Source organism: Variovorax sp. P1_H12_2, assembly GCF_056405335.1.
Genome location: NZ_JBFUCI010000098.1, coordinates 1 through 17,369, shown reverse-complemented (window position 1 = coordinate 17,369; position 17,369 = coordinate 1). Strand labels below are relative to the sequence as shown.

General features: G+C 71.9%; 18 protein-coding genes and 1 pseudogene. 9 read left to right on the top strand and 10 right to left on the bottom strand.

From position 1 onward, the window contains the following. The 5 genes and pseudogenes from AC1D2K_RS12550 to AC1D2K_RS12530 form a co-directional block, all read left to right on the top strand. Positions 1–324 (top strand): annotated as a pseudogene (locus AC1D2K_RS12550) (FAD-dependent monooxygenase); the annotation flags it as partial. A 16-nt stretch (positions 325–340) separates the two neighbouring features. After that, on the top strand, positions 341–1,969 hold the full coding sequence (locus tag AC1D2K_RS12545; protein ID WP_478089160.1) for a (2,3-dihydroxybenzoyl)adenylate synthase: 1,629 nt from the start codon (positions 341–343) through the stop codon (positions 1,967–1,969). Continuing rightward, the gene (locus tag AC1D2K_RS12540; RefSeq protein ID WP_478089159.1) at positions 1,966–2,640 is read left to right on the top strand and encodes a glutathione S-transferase family protein; all 675 of its coding nucleotides are present in this window, start codon (positions 1,966–1,968) and stop codon (positions 2,638–2,640) included. The genes AC1D2K_RS12545 and AC1D2K_RS12540 overlap by 4 nt, the downstream gene beginning before the upstream one ends. After that, positions 2,637–3,488, top strand: coding sequence for a hypothetical protein (locus AC1D2K_RS12535; RefSeq protein WP_478089158.1), 852 nt, complete (start codon positions 2,637–2,639; stop codon positions 3,486–3,488). Before AC1D2K_RS12540 ends, AC1D2K_RS12535 begins: the two co-directional genes overlap by 4 nt. Positions 3,489–3,501: 13 nt before the next feature. Next, positions 3,502–4,386, top strand: coding sequence for a RibD family protein (locus tag AC1D2K_RS12530; protein WP_478089157.1), 885 nt, complete (start codon positions 3,502–3,504; stop codon positions 4,384–4,386). Here the strand turns inward: AC1D2K_RS12530 and AC1D2K_RS12525 are convergent. The 4 genes from AC1D2K_RS12525 to AC1D2K_RS12510 are packed head-to-tail and all read right to left on the bottom strand — an operon-like array spanning position 4,383 to position 7,742. Then, on the bottom strand, positions 4,383–5,276 hold the full coding sequence (locus tag AC1D2K_RS12525; RefSeq protein WP_478089156.1) for a class I SAM-dependent methyltransferase: 894 nt from the start codon (positions 5,274–5,276) through the stop codon (positions 4,383–4,385). The genes AC1D2K_RS12530 and AC1D2K_RS12525 overlap by 4 nt on opposite strands. Then, positions 5,273–6,355, bottom strand: coding sequence for a glycosyltransferase family 4 protein (locus tag AC1D2K_RS12520; RefSeq protein ID WP_478089161.1), 1,083 nt, complete (start codon positions 6,353–6,355; stop codon positions 5,273–5,275). The genes AC1D2K_RS12525 and AC1D2K_RS12520 overlap by 4 nt, the downstream gene beginning before the upstream one ends. Next, positions 6,334–6,747 carry a 6-pyruvoyl trahydropterin synthase family protein gene (locus AC1D2K_RS12515; RefSeq protein ID WP_478089155.1) on the bottom strand — a complete coding sequence of 138 codons (414 nt, stop codon included), beginning with the start codon at positions 6,745–6,747 and terminating at the stop codon, positions 6,334–6,336. The genes AC1D2K_RS12520 and AC1D2K_RS12515 overlap by 22 nt, the downstream gene beginning before the upstream one ends. A gap of 20 nt (positions 6,748–6,767) precedes the next feature. Beyond that, positions 6,768–7,742 (bottom strand): zinc-dependent alcohol dehydrogenase, encoded by a 975-nt coding sequence (locus AC1D2K_RS12510; RefSeq protein WP_478089154.1) that lies wholly within the window; start codon positions 7,740–7,742, stop codon positions 6,768–6,770. 70 nt (positions 7,743–7,812) lie between these two features. Here AC1D2K_RS12510 and AC1D2K_RS12505 point away from each other — a divergent pair, with 70 nt between their 5' ends. From AC1D2K_RS12505 to AC1D2K_RS12490, 4 genes are all read left to right on the top strand, one after another. Then, a complete protein-coding gene (locus AC1D2K_RS12505) occupies positions 7,813–8,595 on the top strand; it encodes a CDP-alcohol phosphatidyltransferase family protein (protein ID WP_478089153.1) in 783 nt (260 codons plus the stop codon). Beyond that, positions 8,592–9,188 carry a YceI family protein gene (locus AC1D2K_RS12500; protein ID WP_478089152.1) on the top strand — a complete coding sequence of 199 codons (597 nt, stop codon included), beginning with the start codon at positions 8,592–8,594 and terminating at the stop codon, positions 9,186–9,188. Before AC1D2K_RS12505 ends, AC1D2K_RS12500 begins: the two co-directional genes overlap by 4 nt. After that, positions 9,185–10,828: an alkaline phosphatase family protein gene (locus AC1D2K_RS12495; RefSeq protein WP_478089151.1), complete on the top strand. Its 1,644-nt coding sequence runs from the start codon at positions 9,185–9,187 to the stop codon at positions 10,826–10,828. Before AC1D2K_RS12500 ends, AC1D2K_RS12495 begins: the two co-directional genes overlap by 4 nt. 69 nt (positions 10,829–10,897) lie before the next feature. Next, positions 10,898–11,125: a hypothetical protein gene (locus tag AC1D2K_RS12490; protein ID WP_478089150.1), complete on the top strand. Its 228-nt coding sequence runs from the start codon at positions 10,898–10,900 to the stop codon at positions 11,123–11,125. A 40-nt stretch (positions 11,126–11,165) separates the two neighbouring features. On the opposite strand, the gene AC1D2K_RS12485 is transcribed toward AC1D2K_RS12490, so the two are convergent. The 6 genes from AC1D2K_RS12485 to AC1D2K_RS12460 form a co-directional block, all read right to left on the bottom strand. Next, positions 11,166–12,170: an XdhC family protein gene (locus AC1D2K_RS12485; RefSeq protein WP_478089149.1), complete on the bottom strand. Its 1,005-nt coding sequence runs from the start codon at positions 12,168–12,170 to the stop codon at positions 11,166–11,168. Positions 12,171–12,199: 29 nt separating this feature from the next. After that, positions 12,200–12,784 carry a CoxG family protein gene (locus AC1D2K_RS12480; protein WP_478089148.1) on the bottom strand — a complete coding sequence of 195 codons (585 nt, stop codon included), beginning with the start codon at positions 12,782–12,784 and terminating at the stop codon, positions 12,200–12,202. A 35-nt stretch (positions 12,785–12,819) separates the two neighbouring features. Further along, complete coding sequence (locus AC1D2K_RS12475; protein WP_478089147.1) at positions 12,820–14,025, bottom strand: vWA domain-containing protein; 1,206 nt, start codon at positions 14,023–14,025, stop codon at positions 12,820–12,822. Next, positions 14,022–14,954 (bottom strand): AAA family ATPase, encoded by a 933-nt coding sequence (locus tag AC1D2K_RS12470; protein ID WP_478089146.1) that lies wholly within the window; start codon positions 14,952–14,954, stop codon positions 14,022–14,024. The genes AC1D2K_RS12475 and AC1D2K_RS12470 overlap by 4 nt, the downstream gene beginning before the upstream one ends. 10 nt (positions 14,955–14,964) lie before the next feature. Next, positions 14,965–15,756, bottom strand: a complete 792-nt coding sequence (locus tag AC1D2K_RS12465; protein ID WP_478089145.1) for an FAD binding domain-containing protein — start codon at positions 15,754–15,756, stop codon at positions 14,965–14,967. A 22-nt stretch (positions 15,757–15,778) separates the two neighbouring features. Then, the coding region (locus AC1D2K_RS12460; RefSeq protein WP_478089144.1) for a xanthine dehydrogenase family protein molybdopterin-binding subunit at positions 15,779–17,369 on the bottom strand (1,591 nt) is incomplete at its 5' end.

The following is a 17,369-nucleotide window of genomic DNA, read 5'->3' as shown; positions in this document are numbered from 1 at the left end:
CCCTCGGTCGGCTCGGGCACCCGGCTCGCGATGCAGGATTCGATCGCACTCTTCGATGCCTTCAAGACCTGCGGGCCGGACGTGCCGACGATGCTCGATGCGTTCGTTCGAATCCGCCAACCCGGCTCCGACGCGTTGCAGAAGGCGGCCATCAAGAGCACCGAGTGGTATGAGAACCTCGGCCCCAAGCTGTCGCTCGACCCGATCTCCTTTGCCTACGACTACGTCACGCGCAGCGGCCGGGTCGACCATGCGGACGTGCGGCAGCGCGACCCCGAACTCGCGGCTGCCTACGAAAAGCTGCATCCGGAACGCGGCTTCTGAACCGGAGGAACCCACCATGCTCGAAGGCTGCATCCCCTGGCCCGCCGAGGCCGCCCGCGAATACCGCAGGCTCGGCCTGTGGGAAGACCTCACGGTCGCCGAAATGGTCGAACGCAGCATGCGCGCGGCGCCCGACAAGGTGGCGCTGGTCTTCGGCGACCGGCGCATCAGCTATGAGGAGCTGGTCCGTGATTCGCGGCGCCTCGCGGTGGCCCTGCTCGATCTCGGACTGAAGCCGCGCGAGCGCGTCGTGGTGCAGTTGCCGAATGTGCCGGAATTCGTGATCGCCTACCTCGCACTCAACTGGATGGGCGCGATTCCGGTGATGGCGCTGCGTGCGCATCGGCATGCCGAGGTCCGTCACTTCATCCGGGCCTCGGGCGCGAGCGCCTACCTGCTGCCCGACCTGATCGGGAGCTTCGACTACCGCCCGATGGCGGCCGAGCTGGCCGCCGAGTTCTCGTCGCTGCGCCACCTGATCGTCGCCGGCGAACCCGCACCGGGACAGCGCGCGCTGGACCCCTTGATCGCGGGCGACGCGGTCACCGACCACGCATCGATCGCCCGGCTCGCGGCCGTGCGGCCTTCGCCCGACGAGGTCTCGACCATGCTGCTGTCCGGCGGCACCACCTCCGTGTCGAAGCTGATCCCGCGCACCCACAACGACTACGTGCTCAACGCCCGCCTCTGCGCGCAGGCCGCGGGCTTCGACCGCGACACCGTCTTCATGGCCATCCTGCCGCTGGGCCACAACTACAACCTGGCCTCGCCGGGGCTGCTCGGCACCTTCTTCGCCGGCGGCACGGTGGTGATCGCCACCGGCACCGACACCGAAACGCTGTTTGCCGGCGTCGAGCGCGAGCAGGTGTCGGTGATCGCCGGCGTGGTGCCGCTGATCGCCGGCTGGCTCGACAGCGAAGTGCCCAAGCGCTTCGACCTGTCGTCGCTCAAGGTGATCCAGAACGGCGGCGCGCGGCTCGCGCCCGAGCTGCGCATGCGCGTGGCCGCGCAGTTCGGCTGCACCCCGCAGGAGATCTACGGCACCGCCGAAGGCCTGATCAACATGACCCGGCTCGACGATCCGCAGGCGCTGCTGCTCGAGAGCTCCGGCGCGCCGGTCAGCGAGCACGACGAGATCAAGGTGCTCGACGACGACGACCGCGAGCTGCCCGACGGCGAGGCCGGCGAGCTGGTGACGCGCGGCCCCTACACCATCCGCGGCTACTACAACGCGCCCGAGAAGAACGCCGAGGCCTTCACGGCCGACGGCTTCTACCGCATGGGCGACATCGTGCGCAAGCGCGGCCGCCACGTGTTCACCGAGGGCCGGCGCAAGGACCTGATCAACCGCGGCGGCGAGAAGATCAGCTGCGACGAGATCGAGAACCTGATCTTCGGCCTGCCGCAGGTCAAGGGCGTCGCGCTGATCGGCCTGCCCGATCCGGTGTTCGGCGAACGGGCCTGCGCCTGCGTCATCCTGCAGCCGGGCACGACGCTCGGCTTCGACGAACTGATCGCCTACCTGCGCCGGCAGAAGATCGCCTCCTTCAAGCTGCCCGAGCGGCTGGAGATCATGGCGGAGTTCCCGGTCAGCCCGGTGGGCAAGATCCTCAAGCGCGAACTGCGAGAAAAGGTATTGGGATGATCGAGCTCTATCACTGTGTCAGCGCAAGATCGTTCCGACCGCTCTGGACGCTCGAAGAGCTCGGCGCGCCGTACCAGCTGCGGATGCTGCCCTTCCCGCCGCGGGCGCTCCAGCGCAGCTACCTCGATCTCAATCCGCTGGGCACGGTGCCGCTGCTGCTCGACGGCGACACCCGCATGACCGAGTCGTCGGCGATGTGCCAGTACCTGGCCCAGCGCTGCGACCCGGACAATCGGCGCGGGCTGGCGGTGCTCCCGAGCGAGCCCGGCTTCGGCGCCTGGCTCAACTGGCTGCATCACGGCGAGGCGACGCTGACCTTCCCGCAGACCATCGTGCTGCGCTACGGCCACTTCGAGCCCGACGCGCGCAAGCTGCCGCAGGCGGCCGACGACTACGCCAAGTGGTTCATCGCCCGCCTGCGCGGCGTCGACGCGGTGCTGGCCCAGCATGAGTTCCTCGCCGCCGACCGCTTCACGGTCGCCGACATCTCGGTCGGCTACGCGCTGATGCTGGCCAACGAGCTCGAGCTGGTGCCGCGCTTTCCGAATGCGGTGGCGGCCTACTGGGAACGGCTGCAGCAACGTGAAGGCTTCCGCCGCGCGCTCGCGGCGCAGCATGACGCGGCCCTGGCGCAGGGCGTCTCGCCATTGCCCTCGACCCGCCCGGCATGAACTTCCATCACCCGCTGTTCGAGAGCCTGGCGCTGCCGCTCCTGCTTTCTTTCGCGGTGACCGGCCTGCTGCACGCCGGCCTGGGTGCGGTGCACGGCCGACGCTGGGCCGCCGCCGGCGTGGCGCCGGCGATCATCGTCGGCTCGGCCTGGGTGCTCGGATGGCAGTTGTCGCCCGGCACCCTGACGGAGGAACTGCCCTGGATCTACGCAGCCGCCGCCCTGCTCGGCATGGGCCTGGAGGGGATGCGGGCCGTGATGCGGACCACCTGGCTCGCGAGCTGCGTCCTGTGGGCATTGGTGCTGGCCGGGCTCAGCGACCAGCCACTGGCACTGCAGGCCGCCACCTGGGCCGTCGGCGCGGCGGTGACCGGCGCCGTGCTGAGCTCACCGCCCGAGCACGCCGCCGCGCCCGCCAGTCTCGTGGTGGCCAGCCTGGGGCTGGCCGCGGTGGCTTTCATCTCCGGATCCGTGCTGCTGTTCGAGCTCGGGCTGTCGATCGCGGCCGCCATCGCCGGCTGCGCGCTGTGGCTCTGGCCCGCGGCCCGCATCGGCTTCGGCGCCTGCGCGACGGTGGTGTCGGCGATCGCCTGGCTGACGCTGGCGCAGGGCGTGGCCCTGCTGACGCCGGTGCGGCCCGAGGTGCTGCTGCTGCTGGCCGGCGCCCTGCTGTCCGGGCCGATGGTGCGATGGGCACGACCCGGACTTCGGCGCCCTGCGATCGACGTGCTGATCGTCGTGGCGGTGGCGACGCTCTGGGTCGCGGCCGCCGTCGCGCTGGCGCTCCACCGCGACGGCCAGGCCCCGCGGGACGGGCGCGACGACCCCTACTACACGCCTCGCTGGTAGGCCTGTCTCCATGATGAGGACGACTTCTTCCACCCTTCCCGGCATCGATGCCCTGTGGCCCTTGTGCCTGGAGATCGCGGCGCAACGGCGCAGCGGCCGCGCGGCACCACCGCCGGACGCCCGGCCGCTGGTGGCCTGGAGCGCGGCGCGCGGCTTTGCCCTGCAGGGCCTGTGGGACGACCAAGCCCTCGAACTGTTCGACCTGCTCAAGCCCTTGCTCGATCGCCCGCACGCCGGTGCGCCATGGATCATCGGCCAGCTCGGCCAGAGCCTCGACGGCTGTATCGCCACGCACGGCGGCGACTCGAACTACGTCAACGGACCCGAGCTGCTGGTGCACCTGCACCGCCTGCGCGCCTTGTGCGACGCGGTCATCGTGGGCGCCGCAACCGCGGCCATCGACAACCCGCAACTGACCACGCGGCGCGTGCCCGGCCCGCATCCGGTGCGCGTCCTGCTCGACCCGGCGCTGCGGCTGCCGACGACCTTGCGCGCCTTCTGCGACCGCCAGGCCCCCACCCTGCTCGCCTGCGATGCCCTCCGCGCAGCCGAAGCGGTGCAACGCGTGGGCGCCGACCAGGTGCTTGGCGTGCCCGGCCTGACGCGGCCCGATGGCAGCGCCGACCTGCGTGCGCTGCAGGCGGCCTTGCAGCGGCGCGGGCTCGGCGTGCTGTTCGTCGAGGGCGGCGGTGTCACCGTGTCGCGCTTCATCGCGCAGGGCTGCCTGGACCGCCTGCACCTGAGCATCGCGCCGGTGATCATCGGCGCCGGCCGGCCCGGCCTGCAACTGCCGCGCAGCACCGCGATGCGCGACTGCCTGCGACCGCCGGGCCGGGTGTTTCGCATGGGCGCCGACGTGCTGTGGGACCTGGACCTGCGAGCGACAGCGCCCGCCTAGGGCGGCGTCGCGAGCAGTTCGMGGTGCCCGACGCGAAGGCGGGTGCGTGCGAGCAGACGCAGGCGCCGAGCCTCCCAATCGGTGGCCAGTGCGGCAGCCGCTGGATCCTGCTCGCGGACCGCGGCCGCGATGCCCGCCACCATCGCGGCGAGCATGGCTTGCGCCTGCGCACCCTCGCCGCCGTCGATGACCCAGTCGCTGGTCGCCAGCTTCAATTCGCAGCCCCGCGCGCCCAGCCGATCGGCCGCCAGGTCCACCGCGGCACCGCCGAGCGCCGCGCCGAAGCCCTTGTCGCGCCCCTGGTGCGCCGCGAAGCGCCGAGCCAGCCGATCGTCGCCCGCCACGCGCGGCGTCCAGTCCAGGCGCCCATCGACCGTCAGTGCGAACAGCAGCGCCAGCCCGGCGTCGCAGGCGCGGGCCAGCAAGTCGTCGAGCCAGGCCGCCGACACCAGGTCCAGCAGCGCCGACGCCGTGACGAGCCCGACCTGGGCCAGCGGCAACGCCGCCAGGTCCTGCGCAAGGTCGATCCGCAACGGCTCGACATCGGCGCGCCAGCCCGGCCCCTCGATGCCGAACCCCCCGGTCTGGTGGCCGAACAGGAACCCCTCGGTCTCGGCCCAGGCCGCGAGTGCGTGGGGGAGCGTGGCCAGCAGCAGCGGGTCGTGATCGACCAGCAGCCAGCGCTGCGAGCCGCCCAGCCGGGGCGCCAGCTCGCGCAGATTGGCGCCGGTGCCGCAGGCCAGGTCGAGCACCCCGAGGACCGGGTCGTTGCGGCGCCGGCGCAGGCGCCGGGCCAGCGCCGGCAGATCGAAGGCGGCGGCGGACGCGCCGCGCGCCGATCGATCGAAGGGCTCGCGCAGCGCGAGCCAGTCGGCGCTGAAGCCGGTCATCCGGATGCCGCGCGCTCGGCGGCCGTGAGCGCGGCGGCGAATCGCGCCGCACTGTCGGCCCAGGTGGGCAAGCGGCGCCGGGCCTCGCGCGCGCCTTCGCAGAGCCTCGCGCGCAGGCCGGCGTCGCCGAGCACGCGCTGCAAGGCGGCACGCAGGGCGTCGACCTCGCCCGGCGGAACCAGCAGGCCCGCAGCCGCCGGCACCGTGTCCGGAATGGCGCCCGCCTGGGTGCTGATCACCGGCAGCCCGTGCGCCAGCGCCTCGGCCAGCGCCATGCCGTAGCCTTCGTGGAAGGAGGGCAGCACGAAGACATCGGCGGCCGCGTAGAGCGCTCGCAATCCGGCCTCGTCGCGCTCGCCATGGAGCAGCACGCGCCCCTTCAACCCCAGCGCGTCGATGGCCCCGGCCAGTGCCGCCGCGCATGCCGGGTCCATCGTGAGGCTGCCCGCGCAATGCAGCGTCCACGGGCGATCCCGCAGGCCGGCCAGCGCCTCGACCAGCAGCGCGTGGCCCTTGCGCGGGGTCACGGTGGCGACGCACAGCAGCACCGGCCCGGCCGGGCCCGAGCCCTGCGCCAGCGCGGCGGGATCGGTGCCGGGTTCGACCACCGCGATGCGCGCGGCGTCGACGTCGAAGGCCGCCAGCGCCCGCGCGGTGGCGCGACTGGTGACGATCACGCCGCGCGCCGAAGCCAGCGCGCGCCGTTCGCTGTCGAACAGCGCGCGCTGCCGCTCGGGCGCGAGCCCGGTCTCCAGCGACAGCGGGTGATGCACCAGCGCCACCCACCGCAGCCGCTGCGCGTGCGCGGCCGCCAGCTCGGCCAGGACGCCGAACGCCAGGCCGTCCACCACCACCAGCGTGTCGTCGGCGAGGCCCTCGACCACGCGACGCGCCATGGCTTCTGCCGCCGCACCGGGGGCCGGATAGCCGGGGCCCAGCGACTGCACCTCGACCTGCCAGTGCGCCGCGCGCAGGCCGTCGATGATGCGGCGGTCGTAGGCATAGCCGCCGGTGCGGGTGCCGAGATCGCCGGGCACCAGGAAGCTGCAGCGCGCGGTCAACCCGCACGCGCCGGCAATGCGGCCTCGTAGGCGGCCCAGGCCACGTGCGATTCGTTGAGCCGCACGCGCAGGCCCGAGAGCCCGCTCGCATGGGGTCCGAGATCGCCGGCCGCGATGCCTGCGGCGATGCGATCGAAGATCACGCGCGCCAGGAACTCGGTGGTCGTGTTCCGGCCCGCGAAGGCCGGATCGTCGTCGAGGTTGCGCAGGTTGAGCGCGCCCAGCACGCTGCGCAGCACCTCGGTCGCCCGCGCGATGTCGACCACCATGCCGTCGGCATCGAGTTCGGCGCGGCGCAGCTCGAGATCGACCACGTAGGTGGCGCCATGCAGGCGCTGGGCGGGCCCGAAGGCCTCGCCGCGAAAGCTGTGGGCGATCATGAAGTGGTCGCGGACATTGACGCTGTACATGCGGGGGGTTCCTCTGCGGTTCAGGGGTAGTCGATGCGCTGGCACAGCGTGTCCGGCGCACCGGCGGCGAGGCGGGCCAGCACCTCGGGCAACTGGTCGAAGGGCGCGCTGTCGGTGATCAGCAGGTCGAGCGCCGGATCGCGCAGCAGCGACAGGGCCAGCGCCAGGCGGCGCCGGTGCGACCAGCGGGCGCGCTGGGCCGCCGCGATGTGGCCGACCTGCGAGCTCTTGAGCACGAGGCGCTGCGAATGGAAGGCTTCGCCCAGCGGCAGCGGCACCTCGCGCTGCCCATACCAGCTGAGGTCGACCACCGTGGCCTCGAAGGCCGCCAGCCGCAGCGCCGTGACCAGGCCCTGCGGCTGGCCGCTGGCATGCAGCACCAGGTCGGCGCCGGGCCGTGCGTCCTCCGGCATCGCAAAGGCAACGCCGAGCCGCTCGGCCACGGGCCGCCGAGAGGCCCGGACATCCACCAGCTCGACCTCGCAGCCGGGCAGGCGGCCCGCCAGCCACGCGACCAGCAGGCCGACGACGCCGCCACCGACCACCGCGATGCGGTCGCCCAGCCGCGGCGCCGCATCCCAGAGGGCATTGACCGCGGTCTCCATGTTGGCGGCCAGCACGGCGCGCGCCGGCGGCAGGCCTTCGGGCAGCGGATGCACCGCCTCGGCCGGCACCACGTAGCGGGTCTGGTGCGGGTGAAGGCAGAAGACGGCGCGGCCGCGCATCGCCTCGGGGCCCTGCTCGACGATGCCGACGCTCGCATAGCCGTACTTGACCGGGGCCGGGAAGTCACCGTCCTGGAAAGGCGCCCGCATCCGGTGGAACTCGCTGGCCGGCACCTCGCCGCGAAACACCAGCAGCTCGGTGCCGCGGCTGATGCCGCTGTGCAGCGCCCGGACCCGCACCTCGCCGGCGCCGGGCGCAGGCGCCGGCTCGGCGCGAATCGATGCCCGTCCCGGCGCCTCGATCCAGCAGGCGCGGGACTCGGCGGACAAGACAGGAGATGAATATGCTGGCATGCTGTTTTCAGCGCCCGCAGGTCGCGAGCGATCCCAGTGTCAACCCATGGAATGCGATCTTAAGGCGATGCCCTCGCAGACTGTGCTGCGCCGCGATGCCTGGCGCGAGGCGCTGTCCTGCCTGGCACTGCTCCTGCTGCTGGCCGCCGGCGTGAAGCTCGCGGCGGGGCTCGGTCCCTGGTTCGGCGTCCGCGCGCTGGCCGTGTTCGGCCTGGGCTTCGCCCTGGTCCTGCGCGCCCTGCCGGCCCATGCGCCGCATCCACGCTTCGGCGCCGCCAACCGCGTGACGCTGGCACGGCTGGCGCTGGTCGCGCTGCTCGCCGCCGGCGTCGGCGAGCCGCTCACCGACGCCACCGGCCTGGCCTGGGGCGCGATCGCCGTCGCCACCACCGCGGCGCTGTGGGATGCGCTCGACGGTCCGCTGGCGCGTGCCCAGGGGCTGGCAAGCGAGTTCGGGGCCCGCTTCGACATGGAGACCGACGCGCTGCTGGTGCTGGTCCTGTCCCTGCTGGTGATTCACTTCGACAAGGCGGGCGGCTGGATCCTGGCCGCGGGGCTGATGCGCTACGCCTTCGTGCTGGCCGGCCGGGCGCTGCCCTGGCTGGCACGCCCGCTGCCGCCGAGCCAGCGGCGCAAGGCGGTGTGCGTGGTGCAGATCACCAGCCTGATCGTCTGCCTCGGGCCGATCGTGGCGCCGCCCTGGAGCCGCGCCATCGCCGCCGCCAGCCTGGCGGCGCTGAGCGCTTCCTTCGCGGCCGACCTGGCCTGGCTGGCCCGCCGGCGCCGTCGCCCGGGCGCCCGCCGTTCGAGGCCGGAGCCTGCGCCATGACCAGCTCGCGCTTGCGCGCCGCGAGCGCCTTCGCCCTGCTCTGCCTGGGCGCATCGGCCGTRCCGGCCCGGGCCGAGACGGCGCGCTACGAGCTCGACCCGAACCACATCACGGTCGCCTTCATGGTCGACCACCTGGGCTATGCGAAAGTGCTCGGGATGTTCCGCGCGGCACGCGGCAGCTACGACTTCGACGAGGCCACCGGCACGCTGGGCAAGCTGCGCATCGAGGTCGACACCCAGAGCGTGTTCAGCAACTACGCCAAGCGCGACCAACACCTGAAGAGCGCGGAATTCCTCAACACGGCGCAGTTCCCGCGCATGGTGTTCACGGCCGACGGCGCCCGCCGCACCGGCGAACGCACGTTCGAGATCCCCGGCCAGCTCGAGCTGCTGGGGCGGCCGCAGCCGCTGACGCTCACGGCCACCTGGAACAAGAGCGGGCCCTCGCCGATCGACAAGGTCTACACCATGGGCGTGTCGGCGCGCGGCAGCTTCAAGCGCAGCAGCCACGGCATGAGCTACGGCGTCAGCAACGCGTGGGTCGGCGACGAGGTGCCGCTGATCATCGAGTTCGAGGCGCAGCGCAAGTGAGGGCCGCGGCGCCGTGGCCCGGGTGGGGAGGCTGGCTGCTGCGCTTCGGCCTGCCCTTCGCGCCGCTCAACGCGCTGCTGACGCTGGAGAACCTCTGGCCGACCTGGTGGGCGCTGCCGGGCCTGCGCCTGTCGTTCGAGCTCTGCATGGCCGTGGGCGCGCTGGCGCTGTGGATCCGGCTGCGCGGCTACGCCGGCGTCGGGCTGCTGCGCGCGCTCTCGATCCTCACCGTGTTCTGGGTCGCGACGCGCTATGCCGAGGTCACGGCGTCGGCGGTCTTCGGCCGCCAGATCAACCTGTACTGGGACGGGCAGCACGTGTTCGAGGTGCTGCGGATGGGCAACGCGGCCGGATGGCAGATCGCGCTGGGTGCCGCCGCGGTGGCCAGCACCCTGGGCGCGGTGTACGCGATCGCGCACCGCTGCTGGTCGATGCTTGCGCGCGAACTGGCCTGGCGACGGCCGCAGCCCGCGATCGGCCTGGCCGGCGCCGCCCTGCTCGCCGCGTTCTCACTGCAGGGCATCGGCGGCCGCGACACACGCTGGTTCTTCTCGATGCCGGTGGCGCCGATCCTCGCGCGCCAGGCGGAACTGCTCGCAGGCCTGTGGTCGCCCGGGCGCGCGGGCTCGCGGCTGCCCACCAGCCCCGCCTTCGACACCGCGCTCGCGGGCCTGGGCGGCGCCGACGTGCTGCTGATCTTCGCCGAATCCTACGGCGCCAGCACGCTCGACGATCCGCGGCAGGCGGCATGGCTGGCGCCGCACCGCGCGCAGCTGGCGCGCGCGCTGCAGGCCGGCGGGCGCCAGGTGGTGTCGGCGCGGGTGCGTTCTCCGACCTTCGGCGGCGCCTCGTGGCTCGCCCATTCGGCGCTGCTGAGCGGCATCGACACCCGCGAACCGGGCGACTACGAGCTGCTGCTGGCCACCGCCCGCCCGACGCTGGTGCGTCAGTTCAAGCGGCATGGCTACCGCACGGTGAGCTGGATGCCCGGACTGCAGCGGCCCTGGCCCGAAGGCAGCTTCTATGGCTTCGACCGCTACGCCGATGCCCGCAGCCTCGGCTACCGCGGACCGGCCCTCGGCCACTGGCAGGTGCCGGACCAGGCGTCGATGGCGCTCCTGCACGCCCAGGAGCTGGCGCTGCCGCCCGAACGCCGCGCACCGCGGCTGGTCGTCTTCCCGACGCTGGCCAGCCACGCACCGTTCCGGCCGCTCGCGCCCTACGTGGACGACTGGCCCCGGCTGCTGCGCGCCGATGCCTACACGCCGGCCGAGGTCGCCCACGCCCTGGCCGCGCCGATCTCCTGGCTGGAACCGGTGCCCGCCTACCTCGAATCGCTGGCCTATACCTTCCGCTGGCTGGGCGACTACCTCGGCGGCCGCGCGCCGCCGAACATGCTCACCATCGTGATCGGCGACCACCAGCCCATGGCGAGCGTGAGCGGCCGCAACGCCACATGGGAGGTGCCGGTCCACATCATCAGCAACGACGCCTCGTTGCTGAAGCGGCTGGAGGCCGCCGGCTTCACGCCGGGCCTGCTGCCCATGCGGGCCGGGGCGATGGGCATGCACGGCCTCACGCCCTTGCTGCTCGCCGCCTTCGAGGGTCCGGGGGGCGGCGCCCCCAGCGCCGCGGAATAGCGGACCGAGGGCCGGATCCGGCACTAATTCACGCGACAGCGCGCCCCTTGTCTGATAGCCTTTTGCTCCATGCGCGCGCTCATCCTCCTGCTCAACATCGCAGTCATCGCCCTCGCGGGGTATCTGGCCGGACCGCTCGGCCTTCTGGTCGCGGCAGTCCTGTGCTTCGCGCTCATCGCCGGTGCCTTCGTGTTCTCGATGGCCCGGACCGAGGCCCGCGAATCGCGGAAGATGCAGCGGGCCATGGGTCGCAACACGAGCTTTCTCGCCGAACTCCTCGGTCCGCGCAAGCGCTGAGCCGCCCCTCGGGCTGGCGCCCGCACCTGGGTTGACGCGCTCAGGCGGCCGCGGCCTTGGCCACGGCGACCGCGGCCTCGCGCGGCAGGGCCACCGCGTTCTTCACGGCCAGGATCTCCGCCATCACGCTGACCGCGATCTCGGGCGGCGTCTTGCTGCCGATGTAGATGCCGATCGGGCCGCGCAGCCGGGCCAGCGATTGCTCGGTCTGCTCGAAGTGCTCGATCATGCGTTCGCGCCGCGCCTCGGCATTGCGCCGCGAGCCGATCGCACCGACATAGAAAGCCTCGCTCTGCAGCGCCTCGAGCAGCGCCAGGTCGTCGAGCTTGGGGTCGTGCGTGAGCGCCACCACGCAGGTCCGGCGATCGGGCTTGAAGGCGACCACCGCGTCGTCGGGCATCTCGGTGGTGATGGCCACGCCCGGCAGCGTCCAGGCCGTGTGGTACTCGACCCGCGGATCGCACAGCGTGACCGCGAAGCCGCTGAACTTGGCCATCGTCGCCAGGTACTCGGCCAGCTGGCCGGCGCCGATCAGCAGCATGCGGTACTCGGGGCCGAAGGTGTTGACCAGCTCGGTGTCGTCGACCGACAGCTCGGCCGGCGAGCTGGCCTCGGCCAGCGTGGCCGCGCCGTCGGCCAGCCTGACCGTGCGCTGCATCAGGCGCCCCTGCTCGAGCGCCGCCACCAGCGCCTGCAGCGACGCGGCGTCGGGGTCGTACTCGAGCAGCAGTTCGAGCGTGCCGCCGCACGGCAGCCCGAAGCGGTGCGCCTCGTCGGCCGTGATGCCGTACTTGACCAGCGCCGGAGCCCCCGTGGGCATCACGCCGTCGCCATGGGCGCGGCTGTAGCGCGCGATCAGGTCGTCCTCGATGCAGCCGCCCGAGACCGAACCGACCACCGCGCCGTCCTCGGCCAGCGCCATGATCGAGCCGATCGGGCGCGGTGACGAACCCCAGGTGCGCACCACGGTCGAGAGCAGCGCGCGACGGCCGGCCAGCCGCCAGTCGCGCAGGGTGCGCAGCACCATGACGTCGAGATTTTCCATATTGCTTGCTCCCGTTTGCCGCTCGCTGCTCAGCCGGCGTCCTTGTCCGGCTCGGGCGCGGCCTTCTTGCCGATGCCGAGCTTTTGCATGAAGCCCGCCACGGCCCCGGTCTTTTCGGCCGGGGCCGCCGCTTCGTCCGCCGCCTCCTCGGGCGGCGGGCCGTAGCGGCTCTGCATCTCGGCGTCGAAGCGCTTGAAGAAGTCGTCCGCGGTCGACTTGGCGGCGCCATCGATCAGGCGCTGGCCCATCTGCGCGATCTTGCCGCCGACCTGCGCCTGCACCGTGTAGTCGAGCTCGCAGCCCTCGCCGCCATCGGCCACCGGCTTCAGCGACACGCTCGATGCGCCCTTGGCGAAGCCGGCCACGCCGCCCTGCCCTTCGAAGGACAGCTTGTAGCTGTCGGGCGCCTCGATGTCCGCCAGCGTCACCTTGCCGGCGAACTTGGCCGACACCGGGCCGATCTTGAGCGCCAGCCCGACCGTGTACTCGTTGTCGCCGGTGAGTTCGAACCGGTCGCAGCCCGGGATGCATTTCTTGAGCGTCTCGGGATCGTTGAGCGCGTCCCAGGCCTGTTGCTGCGTGACGCCGAGGCGGCGGTTGCCGAGCATTTCCATGGTGGATTCCTTGTGGTCGTTGGGAGGGTGCGGCCCTAGCGGCCGGCGCGCATCAGGGCCGCCAGGCTGGCAGCCAGTTGTTCGAGGGCACTGAGATTGTGAACCGCCAGCATCGCGTCTGCATGGCGGTGCAGCACTGCCGCGCCGCGCGCCAGGGGCGCATAGCCCTCGTAGCGCAGCAGCGGATTGAGCCACAGCAGCCGGCGCGAATGGCGTTTGAGCCACAGCAGCTCGCGCTCGAGCGCCTCGGGCTCGCCGGTGTCCAGTCCGTCGCTGATCACCAGCACCAGCGTTCGGCGGCCGGTCAGGCGGCGCGCATGGCCATGCCGCAGCTCGGCCAGCGATTCGCCGAACCGGGTGCCGCCGGCGAAATCGTCGATGGCCGCGCTGGCCGCGGCCAGCATCGCGTCGGTGTCGGCGATGCGGAAGGCCGGCGTCAGGTCGGTCAGCTGGGTGCCGAAGGCGAACACGTCGCGGCGGCCCGAACGCCGCGTCGCCGCATGCAGGAAGGCCAGCAGCAGCCGGGCATAGCGCTCCATCGAGCCCGAGACATCGACCAGCACCAGCAGCGGCAGCGGCTGCCGGCGGCGCGACAGCCGCGGCAGCCGCAGCATCTCGCCGCCGGTGCGCGCGGCCTCGTGCAGCACGCCGGGCCAGTGCATGCGCGAATGCACGCCGCCGTCGCCGGCGGGCCGCAGCCGCCGCGACGGCAGCGTCGGCACCGGCAGCGAGATGTCGCGCGCGAGCCGTTCGACCAGCCGGTACTCGGCGGCGCCCAGCGCGTTGAAATCGGCATGGTGGACCCGCTGCCGGTCGCTGGCCGTCATCGCGGCATCGAAGTCGATCTCGCGCTCGGTCTGGGCCGGCTTGACCGGGTCGCGCGGCGCCGCCAGCGCCTCGCGCACCCGCGGCCGGCGTTTCGAAGGCTCGGCCTTGCCCTCGGCGCTGGGCAGCATCTGCGCCAGCAGCTTGTTGGCCAGTTCGGGATCGCGGAACCAGGCGTCGAAGAGCTCGCGGAACACCCCCCGGTCTTCCTCGCGGCTGATCATCACGGCCTCCATCGCGGCGGCGAAGTCGCTGCGGCTGTCGACGCCGACCAGCATCGCGGCCTCGGCCGCCAGCCCGATGCGCATCGCGTCGGTGCGCACGCCGGCACGCCGCAGCGCGCGGCCGAAGCCCGCAAGATTGCCCGCCAGCTTGCCGCGGCGCGCATCGCCGAGCTGCTGCACGCGCTCGGTCAAGACGCAGCCTCCTCCTCGGGCTTGAGCAGCTCGGAGGCCAGCTCGCGCGTCAGCGCAGCGACGTCGTCGCGCTGCTTGAACAGGATGCCGGCGGTGTCGACCACCACCTCGGGGTCGAGCTCGACCGTATCGAGCGCGATCAGGGCCTTGGCCCATTCGACGCTTTCGGCGATGCCCGGCGCACGCTGGAAAGCGCTCACGAAGGGCGCGGTGCGCAGCCGGCCGACGAAGGTGGCTACCTGCTCCGAAAGCACCGCCGCGGCCTGCGGCACCTGGGCGCGCACGATGGCGAGCTCGCGCTCCCGCTCCGGATAGTCGAGCCAGTGATAGAGGCAACGCCGCTTGACCGCATCGTTGAGCTCGCGCGTGCGGTTGCTCGTCAGCAGCGTGACCGGCGACACCAGCGCCCGCACCGTCCCCAGCTCGGGGATGCTGACCTGGTACTCGCCGAGGTACTCGAGCAGGAAAGCCTCGAAGGGTTCGTCGGCGCGGTCGACCTCGTCGATCAGCAGCACCGCACCGGGGGCCGGCGCCTGCAGCGCCTGCAGCAGCGGCCGGCGGATCAGGTAGCGCGGCTGGTAGACCTCGGACTCGATGTCGCTCGATGCGCCATGCGCTTCGGCGGCGCGCATGTGCAGCAGCTGCGCCGCGTAGTTCCACTCGTAGAGGGCTTCGCGCTGCTCCAGGCCGTCGTAGCACTGCAGGCGCAGCAACTCGCGCCCGAGCGCGGCCGACAGGGCCTTGGCCAGCTCGGTCTTGCCGACCCCGGGCTCGCCTTCGAGCAGCAGCGGCCGCTGCAGCTTGAGCGCCAGGAACACCGCGGTCGCGAGCCGCCGATCGGCGTAGTAGCCGACGCCTTGCAGCGCCTGCACGACCGCATCGATGGAGGGGAACGGTGATGAGGTCGTGGCAGGCGTGGTGTCGATCATCTCGATGAGCTTATCCGAGCGCCTTCGTCACGGCGCGCTGCGTCAGCACCGAGATCAGGTTGGCCCGATAGTCGGCCGAGGCATGCAGGTCGCTGTTGAGATTGGCGGCGTCGATCTTGACGCCGGCCGCCGACTCGGGCGTGAAGGCCTTGTTCAGCGCGTCCTCCAGGCCCTTGTGGCGGAACACGCCGTTGCCCGCGCCGGTGACCGCCACGCGCACGCCGCTCGGGTACTGCGCAAGGAACACACCGACCAGCGGGAAGTTCGACGCCTTCTGGCGCAGCTTCACATAGGCGGCCCGCTGCGGGATCGGGAAGCGGATCGCCTTGATCAGCTCGCCGTCTTCGAGCGCGGTGGTGAAGAGGCCCTGGAAGAAGTCGTCGGCCGCGATCTCGCGCTTGCTGGTGATGACCGTGGCGCCGGAGGCCAGCACCGCGCTGGGATAGCAGGCCGCCGGATCGTTGTTGGCGACCGAGCCGCCCAGCGTTCCCATGGCGCGCACCTGCCGGTCGCCGATGCCCGACGCCAGGTCGGCGAGCGCCGGATAGGCGGCCTTGATCTCGGCGTGGTTGGCGACGTCGAGGTGGCGCGACATGGCGCCGATCAGGAAGGCATCGCCGGCCTTGCTGATGCCGGTGAGCTCCTTGACAGCGCTGAGGTCGGCCAGTTGCTCGGGCGCGGAAAGCCGCAGTTTCATCGAAGCCAGCAAGGTCTGGCCGCCGGCCAGCGGCTTGGCGCCGGCTTCGGCGAGCTTGACCGCATCGGCCAGGCTGGTGGGACGTTCGAGGGTGAAGGCGTACATGGTGTGATTTCCTTCCGGATGTTCAGGGAGCGGGCCGGCCTTGGGTGCTGGCGGCCAGCGAGGGCTGCGGGGCCGCGGCGGGGCTGGCTTTCTGCATGGCCTCCCAGACGCGGTGCGGCGATGCCGGCATGTCGAAGTCCTTGACGCCCAGCGGTGCCAGCGCGTCGAGCACCGCATTGATCACGGCCGGCGGCGAGCCGATGGCCCCGGCCTCGCCGCAACCCTTGGTGCCCAGCGGGTTGTGGGTGCACGGCGTGCACACGGTGTCGAGCTTGAACTGCGGGAAGTCGGCAGCGCGGGGCATCGCGTAGTCCATGAAGCTGCCGGTGAGCAGCTGGCCGCTCTCGTCGTAGACGCAGTTCTCCATCAGCGCCTGGCCGATGCCCTGCACCAGGCCGCCATGCACCTGGCCCTCGACGATCATCGGATTGATGATGGTGCCGAAGTCGTCGACCGCGGTGAAGCGATCGACCCGCACTTCGCCGGTCTGCTTGTCGATCTCGACTTCGCAGATGTAGGTGCCGCCCGGGAAGGTGAAGTTGGTCGGGTCGTAGAAGGCGGTCTCGTTGAGGCCCGGTTCGAGCTTGTCGAGCGGGTAGTTGTGCGGCACGTAGGCTGTCAGCGCCACCTGGCCGAACGGGATCTTCTTGTCGGTGCCCTTGACCGTGAACTCGCCGTTGGCGAACTCGATGTCGGCGTCGCTCGCCTCCATCAGGTGGGCCGCGATCTTCTTGGCCTTGGCCTCGATCTTGTCGAGCGCCTTCATGATCGCCGCACCGCCGACCGAGATCGAGCGCGAGCCATAGGTGCCCATGCCGAAAGGCACGCGGCCGGTGTCGCCGTGCACCACGTCGACCGCCTCGACCGCGATGCCCAGGCGCGCCGCCACCACCTGCGCGAAGGTGGTCTCGTGGCCCTGGCCGTGGCTGTGCGAACCGGTGAAGACGGTCACGCTGCCGGTGGGATGGACGCGGATCTCGCCGCACTCGAACAGGCCGGCACGCGCGCCGAGCGCGCCCGCGATGTTCGACGGCGCGATGCCGCAGGCCTCGATGTAGCTCGAGTAGCCCATGCCGCGCAGCTGGCCCCGCGCCTCGCTGGCCGCCTTGCGCTGGGCGAAGCCGGCCACGTCGGCCAGCGCCTGCGACTTGGTCATGCAGGCGTGGAAGTCGCCGGTGTCGTACTGCAGCGCCACCGGGGTCTGGTAGGGGAAGGTGGTGATGAAGTTGCGCTTGCGGATCTCGTCCTGGCCCAGGTTCATCTCCCAGGCGCAGCGCGACACCAGGCGCTCGAGCAGGTAGGTGGCCTCGGGCCGGCCGGCACCGCGGTAGGCATCGACCGGCGCGGTGTTGGTGAACCAGGCATCGACCTCGACGTAGATCTGCGGCGTCGCATACTGGCCCGCCAGCAGGGTCGCATAGAGGATGGTCGGCACCGCGGTCGAGAAGGTCGACAGGTAGGCGCCCAGGTTGGCATTGGTGTGCACCCGCAGCGCCAGGAACTTGCCCTGCGCGTCCATCGCCATCTCGGCATGGCTCACGTGGTCGCGGCCGTGCGCGTCGGACAGGAAGCACTCGGAACGCTCGCCGGTCCACTTGATGCTGCGGTTGAGC

What these genes read in the sequence shown, in the direction of transcription:
- AC1D2K_RS12490 (WP_478089150.1), top strand. Translation starts at nt 10,898, where the DNA reads ATGCGCGCGCTCATCCTCCTGCTCAACATCGCAGTCATCGCCCTCGCG.
- AC1D2K_RS12485 (WP_478089149.1), bottom strand. Translation starts at nt 12,170, where the DNA reads ATGGAAAATCTCGACGTCATGGTGCTGCGCACCCTGCGCGACTGGCGG.
- AC1D2K_RS12470 (WP_478089146.1), bottom strand. Translation starts at nt 14,954, where the DNA reads ATGATCGACACCACGCCTGCCACGACCTCATCACCGTTCCCCTCCATC.
- AC1D2K_RS12465 (WP_478089145.1), bottom strand. Translation starts at nt 15,756, where the DNA reads ATGTACGCCTTCACCCTCGAACGTCCCACCAGCCTGGCCGATGCGGTC.
- AC1D2K_RS12515 (WP_478089155.1), bottom strand. Translation starts at nt 6,747, where the DNA reads ATGTACAGCGTCAATGTCCGCGACCACTTCATGATCGCCCACAGCTTT.
- AC1D2K_RS12540 (WP_478089159.1), top strand. Translation starts at nt 1,966, where the DNA reads ATGATCGAGCTCTATCACTGTGTCAGCGCAAGATCGTTCCGACCGCTC.
- AC1D2K_RS12480 (WP_478089148.1), bottom strand. Translation starts at nt 12,784, where the DNA reads ATGGAAATGCTCGGCAACCGCCGCCTCGGCGTCACGCAGCAACAGGCC.
- AC1D2K_RS12545 (WP_478089160.1), top strand. Translation starts at nt 341, where the DNA reads ATGCTCGAAGGCTGCATCCCCTGGCCCGCCGAGGCCGCCCGCGAATAC.
- AC1D2K_RS12505 (WP_478089153.1), top strand. Translation starts at nt 7,813, where the DNA reads ATGGAATGCGATCTTAAGGCGATGCCCTCGCAGACTGTGCTGCGCCGC.
- AC1D2K_RS12535 (WP_478089158.1), top strand. Translation starts at nt 2,637, where the DNA reads ATGAACTTCCATCACCCGCTGTTCGAGAGCCTGGCGCTGCCGCTCCTG.
- AC1D2K_RS12530 (WP_478089157.1), top strand. Translation starts at nt 3,502, where the DNA reads ATGAGGACGACTTCTTCCACCCTTCCCGGCATCGATGCCCTGTGGCCC.